This window comes from Litoribacter ruber (genome assembly GCF_018449405.1).
Taxonomy (GTDB): Bacteria; Bacteroidota; Bacteroidia; order Cytophagales; family Cyclobacteriaceae; genus Litoribacter; species Litoribacter ruber.
Genome location: NZ_JAHCMY010000004.1, coordinates 148705 through 161024 on the forward strand (window position 1 = coordinate 148705; position 12320 = coordinate 161024).

Below are 12320 nucleotides of genomic sequence, written 5' to 3' on the forward strand. Positions count from 1 at the left end.
TTCCTCAGCCCAGGCAGGGAATTTATACAAATTCAGCAATTAAACATCTGTCTGTACATAGTTTTCCCATTTCTCAAGTGCCAAAGTGAAATCCTCAGGAAGCGGGCTTTCGAAATGAAGCTTTTCATTGGTCACCGGATGGATAAATCCTAATGAAGCGGCATGCAGGGCTTGCCGAGGCAGAATCTCAAAACAGTTTTTGATAAAAGCTTTGTACTTTGAAAACTGTGTTCCCTTACGGATTTTATCCCCTCCATACATTGCGTCATTAAATAATGGATGTCCCAAATGCTTCATGTGCGCCCTGATCTGATGGGTACGGCCTGTCTCAAGGTTACATTGCACCAGCGAAACATACCTTAATTTTTTCAACACCTTATAATGTGTAATGGCATTTTTGCCCTGACTGCCGTCGGGAAAAGCCTGCATGACCTTCCTGTCCTTGGCACTTCTGCCCACATGCGCATCGATGGTCCCTTGTTCCTCCGCAGGTTCTCCCCAAACCAGCGCCATATATGTCCGCTCGATCGTATGGTGGAAAAACTGATGAGCCAGATGCGTCATCGTCTCCTCGGCTTTGGCAATCACCAACAACCCACTGGTATCTTTATCAATTCTATGCACCAATCCCGGTCGTCCTGAATTGCCCGGCATAGTAGGCAACTGATTGAAATAATACACCAAGCCGTTTACCAAGGTTCCTGTCCAGTTACCATGGGCAGGATGAACCACCATCCCGGCGGGCTTATTGACCACCATCAAATAGTCATCTTCATAAATGATATCCAAAGGAATCTCCTCAGGGATCACTTCGCTATCCATCTTTGGCTTGTCAAACATCACCGTGATGAGGTCCCCAGGCTTAATCTTATAATTCGACTTCACCTTTTGGTCATTCACCAAGACATTTCCCTGGTCAATTCCGATCTGAACTTTATTCCGTGTTGAGTTGGCAATTTTGTCGGTCACAAACTTATCTATGCGCACCATCGCCTGGCCCTTGTCTACCTTGATGCTATAATGCTCATAAAGGTTTTCATCACCATCATCGAAATTTTCTTCGTCCTCTAAATCTTCTTTCATGATGCAAAAATACAAGGTGTCAGACAAGAAATTGGTATTTTTGGGAATTATCTGAAAACATGCCCCTTTTCGATCCAAACGCGATACCGACCCAACTCATCAATTTGCCTTCTCTGGAAAGACAAAACATCAAGCTTTTGCTCAAGCGGCTGGATTTGGTTCATCCCTTTATTTCAGGCAATAAATTTTACAAGCTCAAATACAACCTGGAAAAAGCAAAAAGCGAAAACCATCACACAGTCCTGACCTTTGGGGGAGCTTTCAGCAACCATATCCAGGCTACGGCTGTGGCAGCTCAGCTTTCGGAAATAAAATCTATCGGGATTATCCGGGGTGAAAAACCCAAAAAGCTGAATCCAACCCTTGAGAGAGCACTAGAAAACGGGATGGAGCTGTACTTCATTAGCAGGGAAAGTTATAGGATGAAAGCTGACCCTATTTTTCTAGAGAGTCTGAAAGAGAGATTTGGTGATTTTTTCCATATTCCAGAAGGTGGCACCAATGAATTGGCAATTCAAGGAACCTCGGAAATCTTGACTGAAGAAGACCTGCGTGCCGACATCATCGCAACAAGCATAGGAACTGGCGGAACGCTGGCAGGACTGGTTAAAGCCGCGAAAAAGCATCAGCAGGTCTGGGGATTTTCCGCTCTGAAAGGGGATTTCATGGGGGAAGAGTTCAGAAATCTTCTTAATGCTCAGGTGATCAACCATTCATGTGAATACACAATTTTCACGGATTACCATTTTGGAGGGTACGCCAAGCACAACAAAGTTCTTTTGGAGTTTATCGAATATTTCTATCGGAGTTTTGGAATCCCGCTGGACCCCATTTATACCGGCAAGATGCTTTATGGGGTTTTGGATCAATGCGAAGGCTTGGAAAATAAGACCATTCTATGTCTACACACCGGGGGGCTGCAGGGCATAAAGGGCTTCAATCAGCGGTTTGGAACCGACCTAAAGGACCGGTAAATTAATCGTCCCTGCTTTTGAGATCACCACGCTTGATGCTTCTGATGAAGTCACGCCAGGCAAATGGGTTGAGCAATGGCAGCGGTCTAGGTCCGTATCTGTCTTGGGTCTGCATAACCTGCTGACGGCTGAATCCCCTGAAGTTCTCATCACCTGAAGCCGGCATTTCCTCAGCCCAACGCAAAAGCAACTGCGGACTCAAATTGCCCCGGTTTAGCGGCATATCCTCCTCGATATTCAAGGCCAACACGGCCCTTTTAAATTCATCTTCAGTCGGATAGGGCATTACCTCTATTTCACCTAAAAGGATCTCGTCGGTATCCATGGTGACGATAAGGCTGATCTTGTCATCCTTATGGTCCTTGGGAATTACAAAGGACTGCTTTTTGAGACCTATAAAGGTGAAAACCACACTATCCCCCTCTGCTACAGGCATAGAGAAATATCCGAAATTATTACTGCTGGTACCTCTACCCTTTTTGGGAACGTACACGTTTACTCCCGGAATAGCGTCTGTACTATCAGCATTGAGGATAATCCCGGAAAGTTGGAGAATCCTTCTCTCCTGCTCATCCTGAGCCTGCACTTCTGCGCACAGAAAAGTTGCACCGAAGAAAAACAGGAAAAATGCTATATGTGGTAAATTGATTTTCAAAATCAAGGGGTTTTATAAGTCAACCTTTTACTGTTTTAAATGGTTTCGGATGCCTTATTGATTTCGTATGCTATATTAATAGATTTTCGGGGGATTTGCTTAATTTCAGGCCATATTTATTAGTTAAATTTGATTAAATGCGACTCAAAAACATAAGCTTAAGTTACGGAATGCGGGTTTTCAAGGCCCTTTCGGAGGAGCCCAGGGTACGCATTATCCACCTGTTGATCCAAAACAAGGAACTTTCGATCTCCGATCTGGAGCACATCCTGGATTTCACCCAAACCAAAACTAGCCGCCATATCACCTACCTGAAGAATTCCGGTCTAGTGGGAAGCCGCAGAGTGGACCAGTGGACTTTTTATTACATATTAGATGAAGCTATTGAAATCATTAATCAGATTTTTAAGTTTATCCAAAAGGATATCAACCTCAAGCGAGACCAGGAGATTTTTGAAATCCTGCAGTCAAACCGGGAGTTGGCCAGAAATAAAATCGAAAACAACCCTTATAGAAAATAACCAATTTGAAAACCTATCACCATATCTTTTTCGACCTCGACCACACCCTTTGGGATTATGACACCAATGTGAGGGAATCCCTTCAAGAAATCTTTCAGCTTTACACCTTATATAATCTGGGGGTGCAAACTCATGAACTCTTTTACAAGGCCTTCATAGAAATCAATTATGGGCTTTGGGGACTCTATAATAAAGGCAAGATTGATAAAGCCGGGTTGAGGAAAATCAGGTTTCAAAGGATTTTTGAACATCTTGGGGCAGACACCCAACGGATACCGGAGGAAATGGAGGAGGACTTTATGAACAGGACTTCCTGCAAGACGAACCTTTTCCCCTTCAGCCTTGAGGTGCTCGATTACCTGAAAAAGAAATATCAGCTGCATATCATCACCAATGGCTTCAATGAAAGCCAAGGGCTAAAAATCAACTCATCGGGGCTTCAAAATTATTTTGACCTGGTGGTGACATCCGAAACAACCGGCCATCGCAAGCCAGACCGGCGTATTTTTGAATATGCACTTGCCCAGGTTAATTGCACTGCTGAAACCTGCATCATGATTGGCGACAATCTGGAATCAGACATCCGCGGCGCCCAACAGGTCAATATGGACCAGATCTATTTCAACCCCAATGAAGCTGAGACGGATAAAGGTGACATCCGCCCGACCTATTCCATCAAATGCCTGAGTGAGATCCAATCAATCCTGTAAGATTGCCCGGTTTCTACCCTTAATCTTTATATTTGCAAAAAATCAGCGTAACTATAAACTCAAAATAACATGTTGAAAGGTTTTTTTAAAGTACCTGAGCCAATAAATGAACCGGTGTTAAACTATGCACCAGGCTCCCCTGAAAGAGAAAAACTTCAGGCCACACTCAAAGAATTGCGTGGAAAGGAAGTCGATGTGCCTATGTATATCGGAAGTGACGAAGTGCGCACGGGCAACAAAGTGCCTATGAGCCCTCCTCACGACCACCAGCATATCCTTGGATATTTTCACGAAGGGGATAAATCCCATGTAGAGCAAGCCATCAATGCGGCATTGGGCGCCAAAGAAGCTTGGGAAATGTTGGAGTGGGAACAGAGAGCAGCCATTTTCCTGAAGGCTGCCGATTTGCTTGCCGGGCCATACCGCGCCAAAATCAACGCCGCCACCATGCTTGGCCAGTCCAAAAACGCTTACCAAGCAGAAATCGACGCTGCTTGTGAGATTGTGGATTTCTTGCGTTTCAACGTGAAATACATGACGGAAATCTATTCCCAGCAACCACCAATTTCCGGAAACGGGGTTTGGAACCGCTTGGAGCAAAGACCTTTGGAAGGCTTTATTTTTGCCCTTACGCCATTTAATTTTACGGCTATTGCCGGCAACTTGCCTACCGCACCAGCCATGATGGGCAACACGGTGGTATGGAAGCCCGCTTACACGCAGATTTATTCCGCACAGGTCTTAATGGAAGTATTCCGTGAAGCTGGAGTTCCTGACGGGGTAATCAACCTTGTCTTTGTGGACGGACCATCAGCGGGAGAAGTGGTATTTAACCACCCTGACTTTGCCGGAATTCACTTTACTGGCTCCACTGGCGTATTTCAAACCATCTGGAAAACTATCGGTACCAATATTCATAAGTATAAATCTTACCCCAGAATTGTAGGAGAAACAGGTGGTAAGGACTTTGTAATTGCCCACAAGTCTGCCCATGCCAAGCAGGTTGCTACCGGACTTTCCAGAGGTGCTTTTGAATTCCAGGGACAGAAGTGCTCTGCCGCTTCAAGAGCCTATATTCCATCAAACATCTGGGATGACGTAAGAGAATTCCTTTTGGAAGACCTGAAAACTTTCAAAATGGGCGGTACAGAAGATTTCTCCAACTTCATCAATGCCGTAATTGACGAAAAGGCCTTTGATAAAATCTCTAGCTACATCACAGAAGCCAAAAATTCCGACATGGCTGAGATCATCGCTGGTGGCAACTTTGACAAGTCCAAAGGTTACTTCATTGAACCTACAGTGATCTTGACTAAAGATCCAATGTTCAAAACAATGGAAGAGGAGATCTTCGGACCAGTGCTTACTATATATGTATACAATGCCGAACATTTTGAAGAGGCATTGGAGCTAGTGGACAAGACTTCCCCATATGCACTTACCGGTGCTATTTTCTCCCAAGACCGCTATGCAGCTGCATTGGCGACAAAAAGATTGAGAAACGCCGCAGGCAACTTCTACATCAACGATAAGCCTACCGGAGCAGTGGTGGGGCAGCAGCCATTTGGAGGAAGCAGGGCTTCCGGAACCAATGACAAGGCTGGTGCCATGATCAACATGCTGAGATGGGTGAGCCCACGTACGATTAAAGAAACCTTCATTTCCCCTACGGATTACAGATATCCTTTCTTGGGCGAAGACAAATAAATATACTAAGTCCTTTTCCTCTTTGGGAAAAGGACTTTTTTCTTATCATCCCCATGGCTAAAAAGACCCTTAAAGACAAACTTTCCAAAAGCCAGCAGCTAATCTTGGTAGATTTCCACGCCGACTGGTGCGCCCCATGCCAGACATTGGCCAAGGTGGTGCAGGAAACTTTGCATGAATTAAAAGCCCCCATTGAGTTGATGAAAATCAATATTGACCAGAATAAGCAGGCGGCCTTGAGTTTTTCAGTAAGGTCAATACCGCATTTAATACTTTTTAAAAAGGGGAAGATCGTTTGGCAAAAAGGAGGATTAATAACCAAACGCGAACTTGAGAAAGCTTTGAAAGGGTTTGTCTAGTTTTGGGATGGGGAGTCCTCCTGAAAGAGCCGCACAAATGGCAGCGTTCGAAAATTCTGCAGCGCATGTATCCCTGTTGCCAGAAATAAGATTAAGGCACCGGCCATTGCCGAAAAAGCCACCAGATCATCGTGCCCCCATTGCTTGACCGCAATTGCCGCTAAGCCCCAGGTGCCCACCAAACAGCTTTCACGCAGGTTTCTCCAGTAAGTAAGCCAAAGAAATACAATGACAGTAATAAAAATCAAGGCAGTCACCCAAGTGGATTCTTGAATCCATTCATTGATTTCAAACACATATTTAAATATTACGGCGAAATTAGTAGCGGTAGCCACGACTATCCAACCAAAATAAATGGCTATAGGCCACCAGACAAAGAATATCTCTTTAAACTCTGCATCATACAGCTCGAGCCCCAGATTCCTGACCAGCTTCCACAGGCAAAATAACAGCAGTAGCATAATTATTCCAGACAGGAAAATATATTCCATTGTCCAGGAAACAATCCATAAAGTATTCATGGCATTGGAAAGGAAGAACCAAACAGAACCGTTGATAACGGATCGACCGGGATTGGGAGTAAAGACTGCATACCACTGGTTACCTATAAAAAACAGCAGCATGATATAGATTAGCCCCCAGATTGAAAAAGCGTAGCCGGCTGGCGTGAAGAGGGTGTTATATTCCTCACTCACCTCCCCCACAGACGGAAGAGAGCCGTTTCCCACCTCCAGTTGATAATTAAAATATAGAACTATGAATAGGGTAAAAGTATTGATAGTGGCAAAAGACAATATTCTCATGTACCTTACTCAACCCGAAAAAACGGTTGATTGTTAATAATAAAAGAAAAATCCCGGTTGATTATGACCGGGATTTTTTATTATCTTTTCTGATCCGAGGACCAAGAGGCTTTCCCTCCCTTGGCACTATCCACATCTATGGAATACTTGCCACCACCGCTTACGACCCATCTCACTTTTACCGCTTCCATCCCTGGGATATTTTTGACGGCAATTCGATCAGGATTGTTCACTTGCTCTTCGACTTTGTTGAAGTCCTCATTTTCCACCACCATTCCGGCAACCACTTTTGGACCCTGCAGGGTTACATAATCCGGCCTTTCAATATTGTGTTTCAAATCCTGGCTGGAGTGGGTAGGCATCAATCGCTCATTATATATAGTAGCGGTAATCTCCCTCATCCCACGGCCCAAATCCTTCTCCTTAACATCCATCACGCTCAACTTCGGAGTATGATAGGCGTGATAAATCGTAAAGGCCATGTTTCTATGCGCATCCTGCTCTAACAAGAACCCTGGGTGCGCTCTGCCGAAGTTTTTCTTAAACCCTCCAATTTCAATTTTCCCAAACTGCGGGTGATCGTATTCATCCCAGTCCACAAAGGCATCTCCGAAAGTCAAATAGCGGTCCACGGCCATTTCTTCATCCTGATTGCCCCTGCCGGCATTTTTATGGAAATACAAATAAGAAGTCATCAGCTCATTGGAATAGGTATAAACACCACGTCCCCCATAGAACCAATCCAGCTCTCCTCCGAAAACAGAATACATGTCTTTATATACTACAAGGTATCTGTAACCAGGTATTATTTCCTCACCTTTCTTGGCGATAGCGTCATAAATACGGACATCCTCTCTATTATAAGTGTCCTTATCTTCTTCGGCACCTGGCCCTCTTAGAATCATCCCACCATAATTGTGGTAACTTTGAGCACCTGCAATGTTTGGGTGATCCATTACAAACTCCATGACAGCACGGTTTTCAGGCAAACTGAACGGAAACTTATAGGCACCTCTTTGCACATAGTCGGGTTGCCAGTTCCAGCCCCAGTCCCTATTAGGGTCATAATAACCGATTCCATCCTCATTTACCTGTCCATCGCCATCACGGTCGATTCCTTCATAACCGAGCATCTCATATTCGCCTTTTTCTTCAGCCGAAACCATGATTAGCTTTCGCGGATCTCTTTGATCCTTGATGTAGCGGCCAGTGGGTGATTTGCGGATCATCATGGTGATGTGTCCATCTTCGTTTAGATCGTCAAAACCGTCCTCACCAGCTTCACCATCCCCATCATTGTCCAAAACAATCATACCTGAACGGGGCGAATGTGCCGTATTGGCCTCCAACATATAGTTGTTTCGGGCATCGGGATTGATAGTAGGTACGATATAGAAGGTCTTGTCCTGCAGCAATTCCTTAATGAAATCCAGATCATCAAACATTTCTGTAAGATACCAAGCAGTGTAAAGGGAGAATTCCGCTCCTTGGATTTCATTGGAGTGAATGTTTCCATCAATATACATGGCAGGCTTCCTGTCTGGGTCACCTGTCTTGAAATCCGAAACGGTTAACAAATAAATGTCACGACCCTCGTAAGATTTGCCGATACTTTCCATTCTGGCCAAATCCGGATGGGCGTCCGCAATTTTACGCATGACTTCATTTATACCTTCATATGTATAGTACCTGTTCCAAGCTACCTCAACTTTCGGCTGATGAGGAGTTCCTATAGCCCTAAAAAACTTTTCCTGTGCATCTACCTTAATGGGGGCGGAAATAGAGAAAAGGGCTCCTGCCGCCAAGGCGCAAATATATTTTTTCATTTTCATCATTTCTACCAATTATAACTTCACCTCCAATGTTGCGATTCCCGTATGAGGAGCACCAGCTCTAACCTCAAATGTGCCGCTTCCTTTTACAATGTAGGACAGTGTTTTCTTTTCAAATGCGCCAAGTGAGTCCACAAGCTTAATTTTATCACCTGATACCAGATCTTCCTTATCTTTATTGGAATCGATTCTTATCTTTTGAAGCCACCTTGACCGTTCCCCCATTTCAGTATGGGTTGGCAATGGTGAATTATTGTAAAGATCTACTGTAACTCTGGTCAGGCCATTGTTTAGCTTTTCGGCTTTGAGGTTGTGAAATTCCAAAGAAGGCTGGAGCTCTGCGAGTTTGATGATGAAATCCTTATGCTCACCCGCAATCTCCGGAACCATATCCATAGGCGGGTTATGCATCACAAAAGGCTTTATACCTCCCACTTCTACTTTCTGACCCTGGAAATCAGGATGCTCTACGGCTGTCCAATCCACAAATACGTCTTCAAGCCCTTTATCCTCGGCCCAGGCCATAAAATTTGATTCTTGGGATTTGTAATTCCCATTGTCCTCCTTTTTCATCTCAGGTATCCACCAGCCCGGAGTACTGAAGCTGAGTCTGCCAAAATGGAAATAAGCCCATTGGAAAAAGTCTCCGTCTGTTCCCTTGTTGTCTTGTCGGTAAGCATCAAGTGAAGTGGTCTCATTATATATGGAGGAAATCATTTTGTTGAGCTCGACGTCTTTTTCCAGCATGGAAGTCACCACCCTCTTTTTGGCATCACCTGCATTATATGAAAGCGGGCTAGAAAGGTTATTGGCTGGCCCAAAGGTCACGAATGCAAAAATATTGTTGTGCTCAAACAAAAAGTCCAGCAGCGCTCGGGTTTCGGGCTGGGACACTGGAATATCACCGGCCAATGGCTCAAAAGCCGGAAATTTATACGTCAGGTTCTTATTAAATGCTATCCCCTCTTCAGGATCTTCATTAAACTGCCCGTCCTTATCCCTGTCTACACCTTCCATCATATAAAGGTGGGTACCTCTTTCTCCTTTGCTTCGGTCAGCTTTTGTCATAAGAAGATCGTTTTCGGAACTGACCTTATGATCTCCCATTGGGCTTTCTATCCTCATCATGGTAATCATCCCGTCCTTGTTGAGATCATCGTAGTGGTCTTCACTTACCCGTCCATCCCTGTCATGGTCGATCTGGGCGGCATTCCCTCTTCTTTCATATTTTACTGAAGAAAAATATTGCTCGTAGGCATCCGGCGACATGTTTGGGAAAATATAAAAGGTGGTATTGTCAAGTAAACCTTCATTTTCCTGAATTAGCTTTTCGGCAAATTGCACGGCAAGCTCCACACCCAGTAGGTGATAACCTTCCACACCTCCTGTAACTGCAATGGCGGGTTTGTTTCGGTGGTCACCTTTGCCGAGGCGAAGCATCCAAATATCCTTGCCCCCTTCGGTTTTGGTAAGAGACTGTAATTCCGCCGCACTGTTTCTTGCCACAGTCTGCAAGCGGCTATTGAGCTGATTCAGGTTGGAATAATCATCCTGGGCCCAAGCGGGATGGCCTAGGCCCAAAACCACTCCCAGCCCTAAGGCTGAAATTATTTTAAGCTTCATATTAGATTTATCAATTACGGATTGAAGTTTGTACATACCCCAAGAACGTATATAATACGGCTCCAGGGTACTCCAAAAAACATGAGAGGCTCATCTTCAGGATAAAAGGCCATAATAAAGGAAGGCCCTCCCGTGCAAAATCAACGCCAAAGCAACTTAATTGCACTTCAAAAAAATTATTTTAAGTTTTAAGAAGCATTTATATGAGTATATGAATGTAAACTATAATCTTTATGCTCTTTGAACCTAAAAATATGTATTATCTAATAAATTTTAATCAGAACGTTTAGAGTTTGGCAAGGTAAATGTTGATGTATAGACATAATGAAATTATTTAAATAAATATTAGCCAATAACGGCAAGCATTTATAAATATTTGACAAAAAATTTGTATATTTAAAATATAGGATTATGATTGGTTTTACTTAGCAACTGAAAGTTTTAAAAGTCAGGCCCCATTTTAGCTTATCACCCATTTGCCTGACCCATACGATTAACTCAAAGTAAAAATAGGCCAGTCCGTTGACTGTGGAAAGCAACTTACAATACTGAATTGATTTTTGAATAGTTTTTATTCCTAACACATTATGTCTAGATCGGAAAAAATTTTAGCAACGTTCTTCTTTATTTGGGATATCATCACGCTTATGGCGGCTTTTGCCCTCTCCGTAGCCATCTTCCAAGAAGAATTAGTTATTATGAATGAGTGGATGATATTAGCGGGGGTTCTGGGCATCTGGTTTATTATCGGCTACTGGAGAAAGCTCTATAATCTCAAAGTCACCAAAACAATGGAGTCCCGGCCTTTCCGGTACTTGAAAGCTTATTTCATCCTAATTGCGGTAGTCGCATTTTTATATCACATCCTTTCTTTCCCTTCATTTGAAAGAAACATCATTTTAGCCTTTTCACTGGGCTTCCCAGTACTAGGATTTACTTCGAACTTCTTTATCAACAATATCGTGAACAGAATCAACCAAAACAGAAACGTCAAGCATACCCTGGTGGCCGGAGTTGGAAATGCCGCTGCAAATGTATACAACTACTATAAGTCTAACCCTAGCAAATACGCTGTTAAAGGTTTCATCAAGTGCAAAAAAGAAGAAACCTTCATCGAGCAGGATAAAATCGTGGGTGATGTAGACAACCTTAATGACATCCTATGCGACAATGAGGTGGATGAAATCGTGATCGCTATACCGGTAAAACCTTCCAAAAAGATCAAAAAGATCATGCAGGCAGCTGACTACCATGGCAAGCGAGTACGCTACATCCCTGACTACTCGGAGCTATTCGGCAAAAACTATAAGTCTGTAAAATACGGAGAGATGGACTCCATCAACACGCGTCAAATGCCATTGGATGAAACCTCTTCCTACGTGGCCAAAGAATTCTTCGACTTGTTCTTTTCCACCATGGCGCTGATCTTCCTTTCTCCACTTCTATTAATAGTGGCAGCATTGATCAAGCTTGATTCACCTGGACCGATTCTTTATTGCCCACTTAGAATAGGAAAGAACGGCAAGCCTTTCAGAGTATTCAAGTTTAGAACAATGAAAGAATGTGATGCTACTGGGAATAAGTCTACCCAAGAAAATGATCCAAGAATTACCCGAGTTGGCAAGTACTTAAGAAAGTACAGCATAGATGAGTTACCGCAGTTTTTGAATGTTTTCTTCGGAGACATGAGTGTAGTAGGGCCAAGACCACATAGAAGCCAACTTAACCAGCAGTTCCAGGAATCTACAGAGCAGTATATGTTAAGACATTACTTCAAGCCAGGAATCACCGGCTGGGCACAAGTGAACGGCTGGAGAGGACCAACAAACACGCTAGAGCAGAAGCAGCAGAGAACCTCTCACGATTTGTGGTATATCGAAAACTGGAGTTTCATCTTAGACATTAAAATCATCTATATGACAATCTTCGGAAAGAAAACCCATTCATCTGCTTTTTAACCTTTAAACCAATATTTTTTCAAATGACATTAAAAGCCCGGCAATATTGCCGGGCTTTTTTTTATGCTAGTAATCCGCCACCTCTCGCACTCCTC

At 43.6% G+C, this 12320-nt stretch carries 11 protein-coding genes; 6 read left to right on the top strand and 5 right to left on the bottom strand.

The window, feature by feature from the left end:
* Positions 1-39: 39 nt before the first annotated feature.
* Complete coding sequence (locus KI659_RS09445) at positions 40-1083, bottom strand: RluA family pseudouridine synthase (protein WP_213945101.1); 1044 nt, start codon at positions 1081-1083, stop codon at positions 40-42.
* Positions 1084-1142: 59 nt separating this feature from the next.
* Here KI659_RS09445 and KI659_RS09450 point away from each other — a divergent pair, with 59 nt between their 5' ends.
* A complete protein-coding gene (locus tag KI659_RS09450; protein WP_213945102.1) occupies positions 1143-2057 on the top strand; it encodes a 1-aminocyclopropane-1-carboxylate deaminase/D-cysteine desulfhydrase in 915 nt (304 codons plus the stop codon).
* A gap of 1 nt (position 2058) precedes the next feature.
* Here the strand turns inward: KI659_RS09450 and KI659_RS09455 are convergent, their stop codons facing one another.
* Positions 2059-2712 carry a carboxypeptidase-like regulatory domain-containing protein gene (locus KI659_RS09455; protein ID WP_394369776.1) on the bottom strand — a complete coding sequence of 218 codons (654 nt, stop codon included), beginning with the start codon at positions 2710-2712 and terminating at the stop codon, positions 2059-2061.
* Positions 2713-2849: 137 nt separating this feature from the next.
* On the opposite strand from KI659_RS09455, the gene KI659_RS09460 reads away from it, so the two are divergent.
* The 4 genes from KI659_RS09460 to KI659_RS09475 all read left to right on the top strand — a co-directional run bounded on the left by KI659_RS09460 (position 2850) and on the right by KI659_RS09475 (position 6009).
* Positions 2850-3233: an ArsR/SmtB family transcription factor gene (locus KI659_RS09460; RefSeq protein WP_143962590.1), complete on the top strand. Its 384-nt coding sequence runs from the start codon at positions 2850-2852 to the stop codon at positions 3231-3233.
* Positions 3234-3238: 5 nt separating this feature from the next.
* A complete protein-coding gene (locus tag KI659_RS09465; RefSeq protein ID WP_213945103.1) occupies positions 3239-3943 on the top strand; it encodes a YjjG family noncanonical pyrimidine nucleotidase in 705 nt (234 codons plus the stop codon).
* A gap of 69 nt (positions 3944-4012) precedes the next feature.
* Positions 4013-5650 carry an L-glutamate gamma-semialdehyde dehydrogenase gene (gene pruA, locus KI659_RS09470; protein WP_213945104.1) on the top strand — a complete coding sequence of 546 codons (1638 nt, stop codon included), beginning with the start codon at positions 4013-4015 and terminating at the stop codon, positions 5648-5650.
* A 53-nt stretch (positions 5651-5703) separates the two neighbouring features.
* A complete protein-coding gene (locus KI659_RS09475) occupies positions 5704-6009 on the top strand; it encodes a thioredoxin family protein (protein ID WP_213945105.1) in 306 nt (101 codons plus the stop codon).
* On the opposite strand, the gene KI659_RS09480 is transcribed toward KI659_RS09475, so the two are convergent.
* From KI659_RS09480 to KI659_RS09490, 3 genes are all read right to left on the bottom strand, one after another.
* Positions 6006-6812, bottom strand: a complete 807-nt coding sequence (locus KI659_RS09480; RefSeq protein WP_213945106.1) for a hypothetical protein — start codon at positions 6810-6812, stop codon at positions 6006-6008. The genes KI659_RS09475 and KI659_RS09480 overlap by 4 nt on opposite strands.
* Positions 6813-6892: 80 nt before the next feature.
* Positions 6893-8644 (bottom strand): M14 family metallopeptidase, encoded by a 1752-nt coding sequence (locus KI659_RS09485; protein ID WP_213945281.1) that lies wholly within the window; start codon positions 8642-8644, stop codon positions 6893-6895.
* 12 nt (positions 8645-8656) lie between these two features.
* Complete coding sequence (locus KI659_RS09490; RefSeq protein ID WP_213945107.1) at positions 8657-10267, bottom strand: M14 family metallopeptidase; 1611 nt, start codon at positions 10265-10267, stop codon at positions 8657-8659.
* Positions 10268-10854: 587 nt separating this feature from the next.
* On the opposite strand from KI659_RS09490, the gene KI659_RS09495 reads away from it, so the two are divergent.
* Positions 10855-12225 carry an undecaprenyl-phosphate glucose phosphotransferase gene (locus KI659_RS09495; RefSeq protein ID WP_213945108.1) on the top strand — a complete coding sequence of 457 codons (1371 nt, stop codon included), beginning with the start codon at positions 10855-10857 and terminating at the stop codon, positions 12223-12225.
* The last annotated feature ends 95 nt before the right edge of the window (positions 12226-12320 follow it).